Annotated in this window: 20 protein-coding genes; 7 read left to right on the forward strand and 13 right to left on the reverse strand. The window is 69.7% G+C overall.

Annotation, left to right across the window (positions count from 1 at the left end; all coding sequences use genetic code 11):
• Window positions 1-16: 16 nt before the first annotated feature.
• Both V5D55_RS03155 and V5D55_RS03160 read right to left on the reverse strand, forming a co-directional pair.
• Complete coding sequence (locus V5D55_RS03155; protein WP_435747576.1) at window positions 17-1156, reverse strand: ROK family protein; 1140 nt, start codon at window positions 1154-1156, stop codon at window positions 17-19.
• Between the two features lie 126 nt (window positions 1157-1282).
• The gene (locus V5D55_RS03160; RefSeq protein ID WP_435747578.1) at window positions 1283-2785 is read right to left on the reverse strand and encodes a DUF222 domain-containing protein; all 1503 of its coding nucleotides are present in this window, start codon (window positions 2783-2785) and stop codon (window positions 1283-1285) included.
• Between the two features lie 153 nt (window positions 2786-2938).
• On the opposite strand from V5D55_RS03160, the gene V5D55_RS03165 reads away from it, so the two are divergent.
• The gene (locus V5D55_RS03165; protein ID WP_435747580.1) at window positions 2939-3466 is read left to right on the forward strand and encodes an N-acetyltransferase family protein; all 528 of its coding nucleotides are present in this window, start codon (window positions 2939-2941) and stop codon (window positions 3464-3466) included.
• Between the two features lie 10 nt (window positions 3467-3476).
• Here the strand turns inward: V5D55_RS03165 and V5D55_RS03170 are convergent, their stop codons facing one another.
• Window positions 3477-4928, reverse strand: a complete 1452-nt coding sequence (locus tag V5D55_RS03170; protein ID WP_435747582.1) for an aminobutyraldehyde dehydrogenase — start codon at window positions 4926-4928, stop codon at window positions 3477-3479.
• A 99-nt stretch (window positions 4929-5027) separates the two neighbouring features.
• Between V5D55_RS03170 and V5D55_RS03175 the strand changes: the two genes are divergently transcribed.
• From V5D55_RS03175 to V5D55_RS03185, 3 genes are read left to right on the forward strand one after another with little or no spacing between them, the layout of a single operon-like run.
• A complete protein-coding gene (locus tag V5D55_RS03175; RefSeq protein ID WP_435747584.1) occupies window positions 5028-5495 on the forward strand; it encodes an Lrp/AsnC family transcriptional regulator in 468 nt (155 codons plus the stop codon).
• 27 nt (window positions 5496-5522) lie between these two features.
• Window positions 5523-6926, forward strand: coding sequence for an NAD(P)/FAD-dependent oxidoreductase (locus V5D55_RS03180; protein WP_435747586.1), 1404 nt, complete (start codon window positions 5523-5525; stop codon window positions 6924-6926).
• On the forward strand, window positions 6923-7285 hold the full coding sequence (locus tag V5D55_RS03185; protein WP_435747588.1) for a cupin domain-containing protein: 363 nt from the start codon (window positions 6923-6925) through the stop codon (window positions 7283-7285). Before V5D55_RS03180 ends, V5D55_RS03185 begins: the two co-directional genes overlap by 4 nt.
• Before the next feature lie 91 nt (window positions 7286-7376).
• Here V5D55_RS03185 and V5D55_RS03190 read toward each other — a convergent pair whose 3' ends face one another.
• The 5 genes from V5D55_RS03190 to V5D55_RS03210 form a co-directional block, all read right to left on the reverse strand.
• Entirely contained in the window at window positions 7377-8402 is a 1026-nt protein-coding gene (locus V5D55_RS03190; RefSeq protein ID WP_435747590.1) for a DNA-methyltransferase, read from the reverse strand.
• A complete protein-coding gene (locus V5D55_RS03195) occupies window positions 8381-9430 on the reverse strand; it encodes a lipoate--protein ligase family protein (protein ID WP_435747592.1) in 1050 nt (349 codons plus the stop codon). The genes V5D55_RS03190 and V5D55_RS03195 overlap by 22 nt, the downstream gene beginning before the upstream one ends.
• Window positions 9431-9484: 54 nt before the next feature.
• The gene (locus V5D55_RS03200; protein WP_435747594.1) at window positions 9485-10222 is read right to left on the reverse strand and encodes a DUF1684 domain-containing protein; all 738 of its coding nucleotides are present in this window, start codon (window positions 10220-10222) and stop codon (window positions 9485-9487) included.
• A 130-nt stretch (window positions 10223-10352) separates the two neighbouring features.
• The gene (locus V5D55_RS03205; protein WP_435747596.1) at window positions 10353-11231 is read right to left on the reverse strand and encodes an alpha/beta fold hydrolase; all 879 of its coding nucleotides are present in this window, start codon (window positions 11229-11231) and stop codon (window positions 10353-10355) included.
• 109 nt (window positions 11232-11340) lie between these two features.
• A complete protein-coding gene (locus V5D55_RS03210; protein ID WP_435747598.1) occupies window positions 11341-12078 on the reverse strand; it encodes a copper homeostasis protein CutC in 738 nt (245 codons plus the stop codon).
• Between the two features lie 63 nt (window positions 12079-12141).
• Between V5D55_RS03210 and V5D55_RS03215 the strand changes: the two genes are divergently transcribed.
• The 3 genes from V5D55_RS03215 (at window position 12142) to V5D55_RS03225 (ending at window position 14410) form a co-directional block, all read left to right on the forward strand.
• A complete protein-coding gene (locus V5D55_RS03215; RefSeq protein WP_435747600.1) occupies window positions 12142-12582 on the forward strand; it encodes a MarR family winged helix-turn-helix transcriptional regulator in 441 nt (146 codons plus the stop codon).
• A gap of 5 nt (window positions 12583-12587) precedes the next feature.
• Window positions 12588-13919: an MFS transporter gene (locus tag V5D55_RS03220; protein ID WP_435749252.1), complete on the forward strand. Its 1332-nt coding sequence runs from the start codon at window positions 12588-12590 to the stop codon at window positions 13917-13919.
• A 74-nt stretch (window positions 13920-13993) separates the two neighbouring features.
• Window positions 13994-14410 (forward strand): hypothetical protein, encoded by a 417-nt coding sequence (locus V5D55_RS03225; protein ID WP_435747602.1) that lies wholly within the window; start codon window positions 13994-13996, stop codon window positions 14408-14410.
• 114 nt (window positions 14411-14524) lie between these two features.
• Here V5D55_RS03225 and rocD read toward each other — a convergent pair whose 3' ends face one another.
• From rocD to V5D55_RS03250, 5 genes are all read right to left on the reverse strand, one after another.
• The gene (gene rocD, locus V5D55_RS03230; protein ID WP_435747604.1) at window positions 14525-15715 is read right to left on the reverse strand and encodes an ornithine--oxo-acid transaminase; all 1191 of its coding nucleotides are present in this window, start codon (window positions 15713-15715) and stop codon (window positions 14525-14527) included.
• Window positions 15712-16590, reverse strand: coding sequence for a dimethylargininase (gene ddaH / locus V5D55_RS03235; protein WP_435749253.1), 879 nt, complete (start codon window positions 16588-16590; stop codon window positions 15712-15714). The genes rocD and ddaH overlap by 4 nt, the downstream gene beginning before the upstream one ends.
• 223 nt (window positions 16591-16813) lie before the next feature.
• Window positions 16814-17845, reverse strand: a complete 1032-nt coding sequence (locus V5D55_RS03240) for an NAD(P)-dependent alcohol dehydrogenase (protein ID WP_435747606.1) — start codon at window positions 17843-17845, stop codon at window positions 16814-16816.
• 1 nt (window position 17846) lies between these two features.
• Window positions 17847-18062 carry a helix-turn-helix transcriptional regulator gene (locus tag V5D55_RS03245; protein WP_435747608.1) on the reverse strand — a complete coding sequence of 72 codons (216 nt, stop codon included), beginning with the start codon at window positions 18060-18062 and terminating at the stop codon, window positions 17847-17849.
• Entirely contained in the window at window positions 18062-18496 is a 435-nt protein-coding gene (locus tag V5D55_RS03250) for a hypothetical protein (RefSeq protein WP_435747610.1), read from the reverse strand. Before V5D55_RS03250 ends, V5D55_RS03245 begins: the two co-directional genes overlap by 1 nt.
• Window positions 18497-18542: the final 46 nt, after the last annotated feature.

Here is an 18542-nt window from a genome sequence, read left to right on the forward strand (position 1 = left end):
GGGTCCTGTCGGAGGTTCAACGACTGCTCTTCGCCGGCGGAGTCAGGATGCCGGTGAACAGAGATGCACGAAGAGCGGATGCCGCCTCTCCCACTGCGCCGACGAGGGGTGCCTCCGGCCCGAACGAGGACACGAGGAAGCGGAGCGGGAGCTGGGCGGCATACTCGGCCGCGACGTGTTCGATGGCGTCGACGAGCAGCGGGTGGACGGCGTCCCCGCCCAGGATGAAGGCTTCGGGATCGAGCACCAGCCCGACGCTGCCCGCGATGAGCACGATGCGCCGGCCGATCTCGGCGATGAGCTGCAGCGCCGTCTCGTCACCGCGGTCGGCCGCAGCGAGGTGATCGACGAGCGAGGCGTCGACGTCGAGCCCGAGTCCGAGCGCCAGGTCTCCGACGACCGCGTCGTTCACGATCGGTGCGCCGATGGGGATGGGTGTCTGCGGAAGGTAGGCGACCTCGCCGGCGACGCCGGAGAACCCGCGGTGGAGGATGCCGTCGAGCACGATGCCCGCCCCAAGTCCGTCGTCGAGGTGGAGGAGGGCGAAGCTGGCGAGCTTGCCGCCCGCTCCGGAGGTGAGTTCGGCGAGCGCGGCGAGGTTGACGTCGTTCTCGACGCGGACGGCGCAGCCGAGGGTGTCGGCGAGAGCCGCGCGGAAGGCGCCGCCGTCGGGGCCCAGGTCGTCCCGGATGCCGCCGTCGGCGGTGACGATGCCAGGGACTCCGACGACCGCGAGGTGCAGGGGACCGTGGAGGGCGCGCCGGCATCCGTCGATCAGGGCGGCGATGTGCGCGACGCGGTCGCCGTTGCCGGGGAAGGCCGCGTGCTGTTCGGCCCGCACGGCTCCGGTGGCATCGACGAGGACGACGTGGGCCGCATGATGATCGACGTGCACGGCGGCCGCGAACCCGAGGCGCGGGTGCAGCCCGACCCGGCCGGCGGCGGGACCGCGGGTGTCGCGGTCGACTCCCGCCGCCGCGACGGCGCCTGCGCTGTCGAGCATCCGGAGCACTTGCGTCACAGCGGTGCGGGAGAGTCCCGTGGTCGCCATGAGCTCCGCGCGGGTCTGGGGGCCGCTGCGCGCGAGAGCTTCGAGGATCGCGCGGCCGTTGAGTGTGCGGAGCAGGCTCTGGGGTCCCGCGAGTGGTCTCGACATGTCATCCCTGGGTCGACTCCCGCCCACTATGCCACATCGGGTTGCACCCGTCGATGGGACAGGAGCGTGCGACATCCTGGTGGGGCTTCCATCCCGCACGGCGCAACTCATTCCGCACGGCGCAACTCATCCCGCACGGCGGCGGATGCCGGCGAGGAGGTGCGGCGGTGTGCGCCAGCGTCGGTGGGGATCCCACCAGCCGGGACCACGAACCTCTGGGATACCGTTCTGCATGCGGATCTCCCACCCCGAATCGTCGAGGGTGCGGTGGTGATGCCAGCACAGCGTCACACCGTTGTCGGTGTGTGTCGGCCCGCCTCTCGCGTGCTCGGTCACGTGATGGATCTCGCACCACGACGCGGGAACATGACAGCCGGGGATCAGACACTCCCTGTCGCGCTGCGTGATGGCGCGGCGTTGGTGGACGGTGAAGATCCGGTCGGTGCTCCCGATGCCGATGATGCGGCCCTCCGGGTCGAACAGCACCCGCTGCACGCTGCCGCCGCACGCCGTGTGCTGCGCGACGCCGACCGAGACCGGGGTGTCGACGCCTTGGACGTGCGCCCACCCGCGCCCGGTCGCGTAGTCCTCGGCGGTAACTGTCACGAGCAGGGTGGGGGCAGCCCCGCCTAACCTGGGCATCTCGTCGTGCCGGGCGGCGATGCCGAGCATCGCGGCGAGCGCGTCGTGCTGCTTCTGCGCCCGCGTGCGGGTGTCGATCAACCCGCTCGAGTCACCAGCAGGCAGGGTCGAGTCATCCCCCGGCTCCTGGCCCGTCGATTCGCGGTCCTTCTCTGCGGGCCCACAGCCCTCTGAGGGACGGAACGCCACTCCCGGCATCGGCGGGCCGTCCACCTTCGGGTTCAGATAGGCGTCCCAGCCACTCTTCAGCTGCCCAGCCACCTCCGGAAGCAGATGACCCCGGATCGGGATCACCCCGTCTTTCTCCCGTCCGAGGGTCACTCCGCGCGTGCGCATGGCGACATCCTCCGCGGGCTTCGCGCCATCCGGGTCGAGGTATGCCACGATCAGCTGCGCCCGGAATCGCAGATCCTCCGGCGTCGCCGGAGGCGCAGCCTCCGACCCAGGATCCGCATCGGCATCCGCATCCGCATCCGCATCCACCCCAGGATCCACGTCCTCCGCAACCCCGCGCGCAAACGCCGCGAGCGCCGCATCCGCCCGCAACCGATCTTCCGGACTCACCCGCCGCCCGGCCTGATCCACCGGCCCCGTCGCCGCCAGGAGCCCTGCCACCCCGACCACCCCGTCGAGCAGCGCCTCCCGCATCTGCGGCCACCACGCGGGCAACGGCGCCCCCGTGGTCAATTCCGTCTCCCGGTGCACGACCTTCGCCGCCCGCACCACGCGCCCGGCCCCCGCCGCATCGGTGCGCAGCACCCGCTGCACCAGCTCGTTCATCGACACACATCCGAACGCGCGAGCGAACTCCGGATGCGCCGACGCCACCGTCTCCACGACGAGAGCATCGACCAGCCGTTGCATCTCACCCGCAACCCGCAGAAGGTCCATCTTCTCGGCATCTGTCGACAACCGGATCGAGTCGGCACGCAACACCTCACGCAGGTCGGGAACGACCTGATCGAAGATGTCTGACGTGCTGTTCATGCCTCCGATTCAACCCGGGACCACCGACATTCAGACCGAAAAATTGCCAGTTCAACGCAATATTCCGATACTCCCGAAAGCACCACTCTCCCTGCACAGAACGAGAACAATCCCGACTCGCACACACTCCCGCGCCCTCACTAGGCTGGCTCGATGCGAGCCCCTCTCGAAGTCCGTGATGGCCGAGTCGACGACGCCGACGCGGTCGCCTCGATCCACGTGCGGTCGTGGCAGGCGGCCTACCGCGGCCTCATCGACCAGCACACGCTCGACTCCCTCTCGATCCCGGATCGCGCAGCGAACTGGCGCCGCTTCATCGCCGAACCGCTGCCCACCAGCCTCGGCATCCACGTCGCGGTGCGCGACGGCACGATCCTCGGCTGGACGTCTTTCGGATCAGGACGCGACGACGACGGCGCGGCCGACGGAGAGGTGTACGGCATCTACGCCGACCCCGACGCGTGGTCGACGGGCGTCGGCCACGCCCTCCTCACCGCGGTGGAGGAACGGCTCGCCGAGGCCGGCCACACCCGCGCCTACCTCTGGGTCCTCGACGGCAACGACCGCGCCGACGGGTTCTACGCGCGCCAGGGCTGGGAGCTCGATGGCGCGACCAAGGTCGAGGAGCGCCCCGGACTCACGCTGCAGGAGCACCGTCGCGTGAAGACACTCGCACGCTGAGGAGATCCGTTCAGTCGAGCGCCGACATCACGTGCTTGATGCGCGTGTAGTCGTCGAACCCGTACTGCGAGAGGTCCTTGCCGTAGCCGGAGTGCTTGAATCCCCCGTGCGGCATGTCCGACACGAACGGGATGTGCGTGTTGATCCACACGCATCCGAAGTCGAGGTCGCGCGCGAACCGCATCGCCCGTGCGTGGTCGGTCGTCCACACCGATGACGCCAGCGCGTACGGCACGTCGTTCGCCAGCGCGAGCGCCTCCGCCTCATCGGAGAACGCCTGCACCGTCAGCATCGGACCGAAGATCTCGCCCTGCACCGCCTCGTCGTCCTGGCGCAGCCCCGAGACGATCGTCGCCTCGAAGAAGTACCCGCGGTCGCCCTGACGCCGCCCGCCGGTCTCGATGGTCGCGTGCGCCGGCAGCCGCTCGACGAACCCCGTCACCTGCTGCAGTTGCGCGGCACTGCTCAGCGGCCCGTACAGCACGCCTCCTTCGGCGGGACCTCCGGTGCGAGCGTCGGACTGCGTCCGTGCGACCAGCGCCGCGACGAGCTCGTCATGGATCGACGCATGCACGAGCACGCGGGTGGCCGCCGTGCAGTCCTGTCCGGCGTTGAAGAACGCGGCGTTCACGATTCCCGCGGCAGCCTTCTCGATCGATGCATCCGAGAACACGATCGCCGGCGCCTTGCCACCCAGCTCCAGGTGCACCCGCTTGACGTCGTTCGCGGCAGACCGCGCCACCGCCATCCCCGCGCGCACCGAACCCGTGATCGCCACCATCTGCGGCGTCGGATGCTCCACCAGCGCGACGCCCGTGTCGCGGGCGCCCAGCACCACGTTGAGCACGCCGGCCGGCGTGTGCAGCGCCACGATCTCAGCGAGGAGCAGCGTGGTGAGCGGTGTCGATTCGGCGGGCTTCAGCACGACGGTGTTGCCCGCGGCGATGGCAGGCGCGATCTTCCACACCGCCATGTTCAGCGGGTAGTTCCACGGCGTCACCTGGCCGATCACGCCGACCGGCTCGCGCCGCACGAACGACGTGTGCCCCGCGAGATACTCCCCTGCCGCCCGCCCCTCGAGGCTGCGCGCCGCCCCGGCGAAGAAACGCAGCTGGTCGATCGACTGCAAGATCTCGTCGGCCACGAGCGACGCGCGCGGCTTGCCGGTGTCCTGTGACTCGAGGTCGGCGAACTCCTCGGCCCGCGCCTGCATCTCGTCGGCGATGCGGAAGAGCGCGAGCTGCCGATCGGCCGGCGTCGTGTCGCGCCAGAGCGGGAAAGCGGCGGATGCTGCGGCATAGGCCGCGTCGACGTCAGCGGCATCCGACAGCGGGATCTCGCCGTAGGTCTCCTCCGTCGCGGGGTCGATGAGCGGCATCCGCTCCTTCCCGTGCGCGGGCACGAAGCGCCCGCCGATGAAGTTCTGCAGCGGCGCGGAAGTCTTCCCGAGATCAGTGGGCATGGCGTCATCGTAACGGCATCACCACGAAATCAAAAGATCCGGATAGGTGAAACAACGGATTCAGTTGCACGGGCGCGCGCCGCCTGACAATATCGTCCCATGAGCACGAAGTCCGCCCAGCCCGCCCTCGACGACATCTCGAAGCGCATCGTCGAACTACTCCAGGAGGACGGCCGCCGCCCGTACGCCGAGATCGGGCGGGAGGTCGGGCTCAGCGAAGCGGCGGCTCGGCAGCGCGTCCAGCGCATGACCGAGGCGGGCATCATCCAGATCGTCGCCGTCACCGACCCGATGCAGCTCGGGTTCCACCGGATGTCGATGATCGGCATCCGCGTCTCCGGCGACCCGCGCGAGATCGCGGAGGAGCTCACCAAGATCACGGAGCTGGCCTACGTCGTCGTCACGCTCGGCACCTTCGACATCCTCGTCGAGGCCGTCTGCGAAGACGACGAGCACCTCATCGACCTCATCGCCACCCGCATCCGCACCATCCCCGGCGTCGCGCACACCGAAAGCCTGCTGTACGCCGGCCTCTACAAAGACCTCTACAACTGGGGCACGCGCTGACGCGCGGACCCCGCTCAGGAGAACACCATGGGAACCACCGTCTTCGAACGCCGCCTCCCCGCACCCGTCGCCGTCGACGGCTCCCTGCGCGACACGGCGTTCGGCGTCTTCTGGCTCGACGACGTGGAGCGCCCGTCGCATCCGACACTCACCGGCCACACCACCACCGACCTCGTCATCGTCGGCGGCGGCTACACCGGACTCTGGACCGCGCTGCGCGCGAAGGAGCGCGACCCCGAGCGCCGGGTCGTGCTGCTGGAGGCGTCGCGCGTGGCGTGGGCGGCATCCGGTCGCAACGGCGGGTTCTGCGAAGCGAGCCTCACGCACGGGCACGAGAACGGTCTGACCCGCTGGCCCGAGGAGATCGACCGCCTGGAGGAGCTCGGGCTGGAGAACCTCGACGGCATCGAGTCGACCATCGCCTACTACGACATGAAGACCGACTTCGAGCGCACGGGGCAGCTGGCCGTTGCGGTCGAGCCGCACCAGGTCGAGTGGTACCGCGACGAACCCGGGTTCCTCGACCAGGACGCCGTGCAGGCCGAGGTGCACTCCCCCACCTTCCTCGCCGGATCCTGGGAGCGCGAGGCCTGCGCGATGGTGCACCCGGCCAAACTCGGCCTGGAGCTGGCACGCGTGGCATCCGAACTGGGCGTCGAGATCTTCGAACACAGCCTGGTCAAGCGCGTCGAGGGAGACGGCTCCGGCCCGATCACCCTGGTGACGGCCCGCGGACGGGTGACGGCGGATGCTGTCGCTCTCGGCACGAACGTCTTCCCCTCGCTCCTCAAGCGCAACCGCCTGATGACCGTGCCCGTCTACGACTACGTGCTGATGACAGAGCCGCTCTCGACCGAGCAGTTGACGTCGATCGGCTGGTCGAACCGCCAGGGCCTCGCGGACAGCGCGAACCAGTTCCACTACTACCGGCTCACCTCAGACAACCGCATCCTCTTCGGCGGCTACGACGCGATCTACCACTACGGCGGCAAGGTGCGCCCGGAATACGAAGACCGCATGGAGAGCCACCGCCGCCTCGCGTCGCACTTCTTCACGACGTTCCCGCAGTTGGAGGGCCTGAGGTTCACGCACCGATGGGCCGGCGCGATCGACTCGTCGAGCCGGTTCTGCGCGTTCTTCGGCACCGCCCGTCGCGGACGGGTCGCCTACGCCACGGGGTTCACCGGCCTCGGCGTGGGAGCCGCGCGCTTCGCGGCCGACGTCATGCTCGACAAGCTGTCCGGTGAGGAGACCGAGCGCACCCAGCTGCGGATGGTGCGTGAGAAGCCGATCCCCTTCCCGCCCGAGCCCGCGGCCTCGATCGGCGTCAACCTGGTGCGCGCCGCGATGAACCAGGCCGACCACAATGAGGGCAAACGCAACCTGTTCCTCAAGACGCTCGACGCCGTCGGCATGGGCTTCGACTCGTGAGCTCGGCAGACAACGACCTGCTGGCGCCCGGCACGGGAACGGATGCTGCCGCGCTGCCGCTCACGCACGAAGCACTGCCGGGTGCCGAGGTGCGGGATGGCTCACCGACCGCGGCGAGCGCGGTCCTCGCCACGCTCGGTGCCGTGGAGATCGGGGTGTGGGAGATGACTCCGGGCACCGCATCCGACGTCGAGGCCGACGAGGTCTTCGTGGTGCTGAGCGGCCGCGCGCGGATCGAGTTCGAGTCCCCGGCCCTGCCGACGCTCGAGGTCGGGCCCGGATCCGTCGTGCGGCTGACCGAGGGCATGCGCACCGTCTGGACGGTCAGCGAGACACTCCGCAAGGTCTACGTCGCCTGAAGTCCCCGCCTGAAGTCCCCGCCTGATACATCTGCAGGTTCGTTTGACAGTTGCAGGTCGAGACCGCCGATCTCGACCTGCATTCGTGCGATCAACCGACGGATGCCGGCGGCGAACCGGCGCCCGCTTCCTCAGCGCGCCGCGCGACCTCGGCGTGCGGCATCCGCTCGGACATGACCCGGATCGCCTCGGGGTTGTCATCGACCAGGACAGCATCGCGTCCGAGCGCCGAGGCGACGGCGCCGGTGGTGCCGCTGCCGGCGAAGAGGTCGAGCACGCGGTCACCGGGCCGGCTCGACGCCGTGACGATGCGGCGCAGGATCCCCTCCGGCTTCTGCGTGGGATACCCGGTCTTCTCTCGCCCGGTCGTCGGCACGATCGTGTGCCACCACACGTCGGTGGGCAGCTTGCCGCGGGCAGCCTTCTCGGCCGTGACGAGGCCGGGCGCCATGTAGGGCTCGCGGTCGACCTCGTCGGAGTTGAAGACGTACTCCCGCGGGTTCTTCACGTACACCAGGATCGTGTCGTGCTTGGTCGGCCAGCGGCGGCGCGACTTCGCCCCGTAGTCGTACGCCCAGATCAGCTCGTTGAGGAAGCAGTCGCGTCCGAACACGGCGTCGAGCATGACCTTGGCGTAGTGCGCCTCACGGTAGTCGAGGTGCAGGTACAGGGTGCCGTCGTCGGCGAGCAGCCGCCACGCCTCCTCGAGCCGCGGCATGAGGAACGCGCCGTAGTCGTCGAAGCGGTCGTCGTAGGTGCGCAGCATCCCGCGGACCCGCTCGTAGGCGTGCCCGTGGAAGCCATGCCGGATCTCGGTCTCGACGGCCAGCTGTTCCGTATTCAGCAAGATCGGAGCCGGCTCGGCCCCCTGGAGCCTCTCAGCCGTCGGATCTGCGGATTCTGACTGAATTGTGAACGCCCGCCGCGCGGTCACCACCTGCCGCTCCTGCGTGCGACCCGTGTTGAACGGCGGGTCGAGGTAGACGAGCGTGAAGGATGCCGCGGGCAGAGATGCGGCGACGGCGAGGTTGTCGCCCTCGATGATCGTGACGGCGCCCTTCGACGCCTGGGTCCCTGCGCCCGGCGAAGGGTCCGTCACGGCACCCGGTGCAGCCACGCCTCGGTGGAGAACTTGGACTCCACCAGAGCTTCGGCGTCGGCGTACTCGTCGGGCGCGATCGTGCCGATCTCGGCATCGGTCAGCGACCGGAAGGTGTCCGTGAAGCGCTCGATGATCTCGGCGCGGGTGAGCCCGGTCTGGCTGCGCAACGGGTCGACGCGCTTCGCCGCCGACGTCGTGCCCTTGTCGCTGAGCTTCTCGCGGCCGATGCGGAGCACCTCGGTCATCATCTGCCCGTCGATGTCGTACGAGAGCGTGGCGTGGTGCAGCACTCCGCCGTTGGCGAGGCGCTTCTGCGCGGCGCCGCCGATCTTGCCGGTCGGGCTCGCGATGTCGTTGAGCGGCTGGTAGACCGCGTCGATGCCGAGGGAGCGCAGCGCCTGCAGCACCCAGTCGTCGAGGAACGCGTACGAGTCGGCGAACGTCATGCCCGCGACGAGGGATGCCGGCACGTACAGCGAGTACGTGATGATCTGCCCCGCGGCCATCAGCATCGCCCCGCCGCCCGAGATGCGGCGGACGACGTCGAACCCGTGCCGTGCCGCGCCTTCCGGATCGACCTCGTTGCGGTACGACTGGAACGAACCGATCACGACGGCCGACTCGTCCCACTCCCAGATGCGCAGCGTCGGCCGACGACGGCCCTCACCGACGCGCGACGTGAGCACCTCGTCGAGCGCGAGATTCATCCGCGGGGACACGGCCTTGTCGTGCACGACCTCCCAGTCGAAGTCCCGCCAGCCCGGCGCGGTCACGAGGGCCCGGCGCACTGCGGTGCCGACGGCCTCGGGAGTGAATCCGAGCAGCTGCGCACCGTCCGGCAGGGCTTCGCGCACCGCGGTCGCGATGACCGTCGCATCCGATTCGACCGGCAGTCCGTTCACCGCGGCATTGATGTCGTCGAGCGCCGTGTCGGGCTCGAGGAAGAAGTCGCCGGCGAGCCGGAAACGCGCGATCCTGTCGTTCTCGACCTCGAGGTCGACGACGACGAGCTTGCCTCCTGGAACCTTGAATTCACCGTGCACGGTTCCAGCTTAAGGCGCGCAGGGCGTCAGCGGCGGGTGGGGCTCAGCGGCGGGTCAGCCTCCGAGCACCACCACGCGCTCTCCGGCCCGGATCGGCGTCGAGTACCGATTGCCGAGGGGCGGGAGCGGGCAGACGAACTGATCCGAGAAGGCGCACGGCGGCAGGTAAGCCCGGTTGAAGTCGATGACCGCGGAGCCGTCTTCTGCGGGTTCCTCGATCGGCAGGAACCGGAATCGGTACGTCTCGAGCCCGTTCGTCCCGTCGGCGAACACGGCGCTCAGCGCCCCCTGCGCGCTCCGCGTCACGGTCAGGGTCTGCGGCGTACCCGAGAGTTCGAAGTGCAGCCGCCCGGCGACATCCGTCTCCCTCGCCTCTCCGTCGACCGCGGTGATGACGATCCGCTCATCGGGCGTCTTCTCGAACCGCGCCGGCAACCGCCAGCGCTCGTCGGGCGCATAGGCGTCGATCGCCGTGAACCATTCCCGCTGCGGACGCGCCGGATTCAACACACGCAGAGCGAGCGTCCCGTGCCGATCGAACACGCGCAGCTCGCGTCGCCCGAGCCGTACGGTCTCGGCCCCCCGCAGCGTCACACTCGCCCCCGACTGACCCAGTTCGCTCCCCCGGATGCCGCCGTCGCCGGTGAGCGCCCAGAGACCGGGGATGCCGTCGACGGCCGCGGGCATCTCGATGAGCCAGTTCGTGGACTCGAGCGCAGACGGGCCGTACTCCGAGCCCGCGAGCCGCTCCCGCGCCGCATGCCAATCGCGCCATTCGCTGACGAAGCTCATCCGACCGCCCTCTCGCGTTCCCGCGGAATACTGGTCCGAATGTAGAGCGCGGGCGCCGTCGCGCGCGCAGATGACGTCACGCACCTTCACTCTGCGTAACGTCGCGACTCCGAACGGAATGCGGGAGCGGTCAGCCCTGTTCGCGCGACGGGATGCGGGCGTCGAGCCAGGCGAGCAGATCGGCGCGCACCTCGTCCTGCTGCAGCTCGTTGAAGATCTCGTGGCGCGCGTCCGGATAGACCAGCGTCGTGACGTCGGTCAGGCCGGAGCGGGTGCGGTATTCGTCGGCGAGCTTGTGCACGCTGCGCGGCCCGCCGACCGGGTCATCGCGTCCCACGAGCAGCAGAATCGGAATGTCGTGCCCCGCCTGTGCGGCGAGGTCCTTGGCCGGGCGCCCGTAGAGCTTCGCCGCCTCGATCGGCCCGAAGAGCTTCAGCAGCGGGACGTCGGTGGTGAGCGGATCGTCGCCGAACGACGCCCACACTGCCGGGTCGCGGCTGAGCCACTCGAGCCCGGTGGCGCCCTCGTCCTTCGCCCACCGTGCGTTCAGCGGCGCTGCGTTGAGCGTCCCGGGCGTCAACAGTGCCGAACCGGAGAGGATGACGGCGTTCCACGCTTCCGGGTGACGATTGACGAGCTTCTGCGCGAGGAACGACCCCCACGAGTGCCCGAGGAGCACGAGCGGGAGATCCGGATGCTCGTCGCGGATGATGCCGGTCAGGTGCCAGATCGCGTCCTCCGCCGCACGGAGCCCGCCTTTGCCGAGGCGCCCGAGCCGGGCGGGTCCGTCGTGCTGGCGGATGCCGGTGCGACCGTGTCCGCGATGATCGTCGGCGTAGACGGTGAAGCCGGCGCCGGTGAGCGCGGCGATCAGGGCGCCGTACCGGCCCGCGTGTTCGCCGACACCGTGCAGGAGCTGCACGACTCCGCGGGGCGTCGACGCGGCGGGATGCACGTCGTAGACGATGGCGATGCCGTCGGCATCGATGAACTCGCGGGTATCCGTCACGGGGAGAGCCTAGCGACTCTGTATATCGACGGCGCTGTTCTGTATATCGACGGCGCTGTTCTGTATATCGACGGCGCTGTTCTGTATATCGACGGCGCCGATCATCCGCCTATCGGCCGAGGGCGGCGCAGATCTCGCGTGCGATGTCCAGGTCGGTCACCTCGTAGCCGCCGAGACCGTCCGAGGCCGATCCCATCCGCACCCCGCCGGACTCGTGCACCGTGCGCTTCGCGGAGAAGTGGAGGGCGTCGACGCCGATCGCGGCGAGCGCGGGCGCCGTGGCAGCATCCACGCCACTGCCGGCCATGATCTCGATCTCCCCCTCGGCCGCGGCGACGAGCGCACGGAGGGTGTCGATGCCGTCGATCGCGGCGGAGGCGCCGCCCGAGGTGAGCACCCGGCGGAGGCCGAGGGCGCGCGCGGCGAGCAGCGTCGCGACAGGGTCGGCGGTCACGTCGATCGCGCGGTGGAGGGTGACGGATGCTCCGCCCGCGGCATCGCGCAGCCGTGCCATCGCGTCGACGTCGAGCGCGCCGTCAGCGTCGAGCGCACCGATCACGACGCCGGCGGCTCCGGCGCCGATCGCCCGGCGCACGTCCCGCTCGGAGACGGCGAGCTCGTCCTCGGTGAAGTGGAACCCACCGCCGCGCGGCCGGATCAACACGTGCACCTCCGGACCACCGGGGCCTGCGGCCTCGACGGCGAGCTCGAGGGTCGCCGGCGAGGGGGTGAGTCCGCCGAGGCTGAGCGCCGTCGCGAGCTCGACGCGGGTGGCACCGACTTCCGCGGCGATACGCACTCCGGCGGGGTCCTGCACGGCCATTTCGAGGGCAAGCGTCTGGGTCACCTGTCCATTCTGCCGCGTTCGATCTCCCCGGACCGCGAAAAGATTAGATAGACTAACTAAGTAATGTCTGCCTCTGACGAATCCCTCCAGCTGACCGCCACCGACCTCCGCATGGCCACGTTCCGGCTGGCCCGCCGCCTGCGGAGCGCCCGTGCCGCCGACTCGATGAGCGACACGCAGCTGGCTGTCCTCGCCGATCTGCGGATGCACGGCCGCCGCACGATCTCGATGCTCGCCGAACGCGAGAGGGTGGCCGCTCCCTCGATGACCAGCATCGTGAACAGCCTCGAGGAGCAGGGCTTCGTCGTGCGGGCGCAGGACGAGGACGACCGCCGCCGCGTGCAGGTAGACATCACCGACGCCGGCATCGCGATCGTCGTGGAGACCATCCGCCGACGGGACGAGCTGCTGGCCGGGATGCTGCGCGAAGTCGACTACACCGAGGACGAGCTCACCACGCTGCGAGAAGCCAGTGCCCTGATGCGACGGGTGGTCGAGCGATGAGCGCCATGTTCCGCTCGTTCGCGAACATCAACTACCGCATCTGGTTCGCCGGTGCCCTGGTCTCGAACATCGGCGGCTGGATGCAGGCCACCGCGCAGGACTGGGTCGTGCTGACGGAGCTGACCGACAACGACGCCACCGCGATGGGCATCACGATGGCCCTCCAGTTCGGCCCTCCCCTGCTGCTGGTGAGTCAGACGGGCTGGGTCGCCGATCGCTTCGACCGGCGCCACATCCTGCTCGTGACACAGTCGGCACTGCTCGGGCTGGCCATCGCCGTCGGCATCCTGCTGCTCAGCGGGGTCATGACCCTCCCGATGATGTTCTGCTTCGCGCTCGGCTTCGGCGTCGTCAACGCCTTCGACGCGCCGGCCCGCCAGGCGTTCGTCTCCGACATGGTCTCGACGGGCGACACCTCGAACGCGGTCGCCCTCAACTCGGCATCCTTCAACCTGGCCCGCATGATCGGTCCTGCCGTCGGCGGACTGCTGATCGTCGCGATCGGGTCCGGCTGGGTGTTCATCGTGAACGCGGCGACGTTCCTCGCGATGATCCTCGCCCTGCTGATGCTGCGGGTGAACCTGCTCGCCGGCCGCCCGAAGACGCGCAACCGCGGTGGCCTCACTGCGGGGTTCCGGTACGTCTGGGGGCGCAGCGACCTGCGAGTGGTGTTCGTGACGGTGTTCCTGATCGGGGCCTTCGGCATGAACTTCCCGATCTTCGCGTCGACCATGGCGATCGAGTTCGGGTCCGGCGCCGACGGGTACGGAGTGCTCAGCTCGATCCTCGCGATCGGCTCGCTCGCCGGTGCCCTGCTCGCGGCACGGCGGGACCGGGCGCGGGTGCGCGTCGTCATCCTGGCAGCCGGCGGATTCGGCATCGCCGCGTTCGTCTCGTCCGCGATGCCGAACTACGCCTCGTACGCGGTCACCCTGATGTTCACCGGCTTCATGATCGTGACGCTGCTGACCACGGCCAACGGCTATGTGCAGATGACCACAGACCCGTCGCTGCGCGGACGCGTGCTCGCCCTCTACATGGCCGTGATCATGGGCTCGACCCCGGTCGGTGCCCCGATCGCCGGATGGGTGGCCGACACGTTCGGTCCGCGCGCCGCGATCATGCTCGGCGGCACGGCCGGACTCGTCGCCTGCGCGATCGGCGCGATCTGGGTCTTCACGTCAGGGCGCCTGCATCGCGACGAGAAGCGCCGATTCCTGCTCACGCTCGACGAGACGCGCCCGCTCCGCGTCGTCGAGCGGCCCGACCCGCTCGAGTTCAGCGACGAGGCGGCCGTCACCACGCCCATCCGCACGGCGAAGAAGCACGACGACTGAGACTTCGCGTCCCGCACGACGGGCCGTTGTCAACACCCTTTGTGCCCGGCGCGGCCGCTCGTAGTGTCGCGCTCATGGACGAGAACATGGAAAGCACCCCGCACCCCCAGGATCCTGCCGAAGGCGCTCCCGGCGTCGGCGTGCCCAACGAAGACGAGGGCCACGACGGCGGCGACGAAGGCCCCATCCAGGGCGACGCCGATCGCGACGAGTCGACGGGCGGCGCCATCCAGGGCAGTGCCGGAGCGGATGACGGCATCCACGACGGCGGCGACGGCGGCGCCATCCAGGGCGACGCGTCGCGCGGAGAGTCGACGGGCGGCGCCATCCAGGGCAGCGCCGGTCCCGATCACGAGGGTGCGCACGGAAACACCTCGCACGGCGACGCACCGCTTGGTGGCCACGAGACGACCGCCGACCAGCTCGAGGCCGACAACCCGGCCGAGGAGGAGACCCTGAAGACCCTCGACCCGGACTCCCCGCCCGCGTGAGTTCTCCACCCCCCGCGCCCCGCGCTGTTGAGCCGCCCCTTATCGTACGAGCCGCCCCTTTGAGGACGTTCGCAAAGGGGCGGCTCGCGCCGAAAGGGGCGGCTCGACAAGAGGTCAGAGCACGAGCTTGAGCTGCTCCACCGCCCAGTCGAGTTCCGTCGCGCGGATCACGAGCGGCGGCGCGATGCGGATGGTCTGACCGTGCGTGTCCTTCACGAGCACGCCGCGCGCGAGCAGCTTCTCGGCGATCTCGCGACCGGTGCCCTTTGCGGGGTCGATGTCGACACCGGCCCACAGCCCCGCGATGCGGACGGCCGTGACGCCGTGTCCGATGAGCGGCTGCAGCGCCTGGTCGAGGTGCGCACCGAGAGCACGCGCGCGCTCCTGGAACTCCCCCGATTCGAGCATCTCGACCACGCGCAGACCGACGGCCGCAGCCAGCGGATTGCCGCCGAAGGTCGAGCCGTGCTCGCCCGGGCGGATGACCCCGAGCACATCGGCGTTGCCGACCACGGCAGAGACGGGGAGGATGCCGCCGCCGAGCGCCTTGCCCAGCAGATACAGATCCGGCACCACGCCCTCACGGTCGCACGCGAACGTCTCGCCCACGCGGCCGAGCCCGGACTGGATCTCGTCGGCGATGAACAGCACGTTCTTCTCGTCGCAGATCTCGCGGATGCGGCGGAGGTAGCCCTCCGGCGGGATCACGACTCCGGCCTCGCCCTGGATCGGCTCCACGAGCACCGCGGCCGTGTCATCGGTGATGGCTGCCGCGATGGCATCCGCATCTCCGTACGGCACCACGTCGAAGCCGGGCGTGTAGGGGCCGAACCCGGCACGCGCCGACTCGTCGTCGCTGAAGCTGACGATCGTTGTCGTACGGCCGTGGAAGTTGCCGGCTGCGACGATGATGCGCGCGCGGCCGTCGGCGATGCCCTTCACCCGGTATCCCCAGGCGCGGGCGACCTTGATGCCGGTCTCGACGGCCTCGGCGCCGGTGTTCATCGGCAGGACCAGGTCCTTGCCGGCCAGCTTCGCGAGCGCGGCGGCGAACGGCTCGAGCCGGTCGCTCTCGAACGCGCGGCTCACCAGCGTGACCCGACCCAGCTGCTCGGTGAGCGCCGCCACGAGAGCCGGATGCCGGTGGCCGAAGTTCACGGCCGAGTACGCCGCGAGCAGGTCGAGATAGCGTTTGCCCTCGACATCCGTCACCCAGGCGCCCTCACCGCGGGCGATGTTCACCGGGAGCGGGTGGTAGTTGTGCGCGACGTGTCCTTCGGTCGCGACGTCCACGACGCCGGTCACTTCGCACCGCGCAGTTCGAGGGTGCAGCACTTGATTCCGCCGCCGCCGAGGAGCAGCTCGGAAAGGTCGACCATGATCGGGTTGTAGCCGCGCTCGCGCAGCTGCTGCTCGAAGCCCTTCGCCCGCGGCGAGATGACCACGTTGCAGCCGTCGCTCGACGAGTTGAGGCCGAACACCGAGCCGTCTTCGTCCGACACCAGGATCGCGTCGGGGAAGCGCTCTTCGAGGATCGCGCGGCTGGCGTCGTCGAACGCACCGGGAAGGTACGCGATGTTCGCGCGCTCGGGGCCGCCGTTCTCGACTCCCTGCACCGGATCGAGCACGGCGATCGCCGTGTCGAGGTGGTAGAAGCGCGGGTCGACGAGGTTGAGGGAGAGGACCTCGCGGCCGAAGACCTCGCCGACCTCGCGGTGGCTGTCGCCGGTGGAGCGGAATCCGGTGCCGGCCAGCACGACGTCGCCGACGAGCAGGAAGTCGCCCTCGCCCTCGTTGACCTCTTCGGGGATGACGGTGTCGTAGCCGGCGGCGCGGAACCAGTCGGCGAAGGCCGGGGACTCGCCCTGGCGCTCGACGAAGCGGAACTTCGGCACGTAGGCGCGACCGTCGATCACGAAGCCGCCGTTGGCGGTGTAGACCATGTCGGGGAAGCCGGCCAGCGGCTCGATGAGCTCGACCTCGTGGCCCAGCTCGAGGTACAGGTCGTGCAGCTTCTGCCACTGCGCGACGGCCTTGGCGGTGTCGGTCGGGTTGGCCGGCTCCATCCAGGGGTTGATCTTGTAGCTGACGGTGAAGTGCGCCGGGCTGCACATCAGGTAGTGACGGTGATGCGCGGTGCGCGTCGGCGTGGCGGTGACGGTGGTCTCAGGCGTCGACAGCGTGTTTTCGAAAGACAAGATGCTCCTCGGAACGGGACGCGGCGGACTCTGTCCAGGGGCCCGGCGGTCCTTCGACCCGCTCCGCTCGATGAGAGCGACTGCGGGGAAGATGCGACTCGAGCACGCCAGCATCCATTCTGTCACCCGCCCCCTGTGCGAAGCCAGGGGGCAGGGTCGTTGCGGCAGGGCTCGCGCGGCGCTCGCGCGGCGCTCGCGCGCCTGCTCACGCCGCGCGGACCACGACCTTCCCGACGGTGTGGCCGGCTTCGAGATGGGCGAGGGCGGCGGATGCTTCGGCGAAGGGGTATTCGCGCTCGATCACGGGCGAGATGCGCCCCTCCGCGGCGAGTTCGAGGAGCTTCGTCAGCACCTCGGGTCGCGGTGTGGCCGCGAGCGAGCGGATGCGGGTCGAGCCGATCGAGGCGAACACCGCCTTCACCATCCGCGGGATCGGGCCGAGGACGTGACCGCCGTCGCCCGTGACGAGCACGACGGTGCCCCCGGGTGCGGTGAGGCGCTGCAGGTCGCGCAACGGCATCCCGCCGACGATATCGATCACGGCGTCGAAGTGCCCGGCCGGCAGGTCGGTGAGAGGGGACGTCCGGTGGTCGAGGGTGCGGACGGCGCCGAGGTGCTCGACGAGCGGCGCGTTGCGGTCCCGGCACGTCGCCCACACCTCGGCCCCGCGCAGGGCGGCGAGCTGCACGGCAAAAGTGCCGACACCACCGGATGCGCCGATGATCAGCACCCGCGGGGTCCCGCGGTCGCGGAGTCCGACTCCGGCCATGTCGAGGGCCTGCCAGGCCGTGCCGCCGGCGACCGGGAGGCAGGCCGCGACGGTGTGCTCGACATCCGGCGGGACGGTGACGAGGCGGGCGGCCGGCACGCGGACGTAGGAGGCGAGGCCCCCGCCGCCGACCAGCTCCCCCGCGACGGCCTGACCGAGTTCGACGCCGACGACGTCGGGCCCGACGGCCGACACGGTTCCGGCGACCTCCATCCCCCGCACCGGATGCTTCGGACGCGTCAGGCCGAACACCGGTCGCACGAGGAGCGGATCGCCGAGCAGCAGTCGCACGTCGCCCGAGTTCAGACCGGTCGCGCTGACCCGCAGCACGACCTCGCCGCGTCCGGGGACGGGTACCGGGATCTGCTGCAGAGTCGTTCCGGCGGCGGGTCCGTAGGTCTCGCGCCGCCAGGCGTTCATCGTCTCGGTCCTGTGAGTCATGTCGTTCATGTCGGTCATGTCGTTCATGTCAGTTCTCCGGGTAGTGGAAGAGGTCGTCGAGGCCGACGCCGAAGGCGCGGGCGATCTGGAAGGCGAGTTCGAGCGTGGGAGAGTACTTCTCCTGCTCGATCGCGATGAGCGTCTGGCGGGTGACGCCGACGGTGCGGGCGAGCTCGGCCTGGGTCATGCCGGCCGACTCGCGGTGGGCGCGGATGCGGTTGGAGACAAGGGTCGGCCTGACCATCACACGAGCCCCCGACGGTAGGCGATGACCCGCGCGACACCGCCGATGATCGCCGACACGGCGAAGCCGGCGTACATCGTGTTGGCGATCCAGAACACGTCGGCGCCGACCGCGCAGAGTGCGATGACGCCGAGACCGGCGATCACGAGGAACGCCTGCTCGACGCGGCCGCCCATCCGGTTGATGTCGCGATCGCGGATGTCGGAGCGGCCGACGCCGTCGGGGTCCTTCGCTCCGGCGATGATCCCCCAGCCGATGGTGACGATGATCGTCACGACGATGCTCCCGCCGATCACCCACAGCATCAGGGGGAACCAGTCCACGTCGGTGAGGGGTCCGCCTGCTGCCTGCTGGAGCACCAGCACGATGTACACCGCCAGCGAGATCGGGCTCAGGATCAGCCCCGCCCATGCATTGCGTTCCTCGTAGACCATGACGCCTCCTATGTAAAAGATTCTTGACACCACGGTACGCCGCAGC

Origin of the sequence: Microbacterium sp. PMB16 (assembly GCF_051294855.1) — a bacterium.
Taxonomy (GTDB): Bacteria; Actinomycetota; Actinomycetes; order Actinomycetales; family Microbacteriaceae; genus Microbacterium.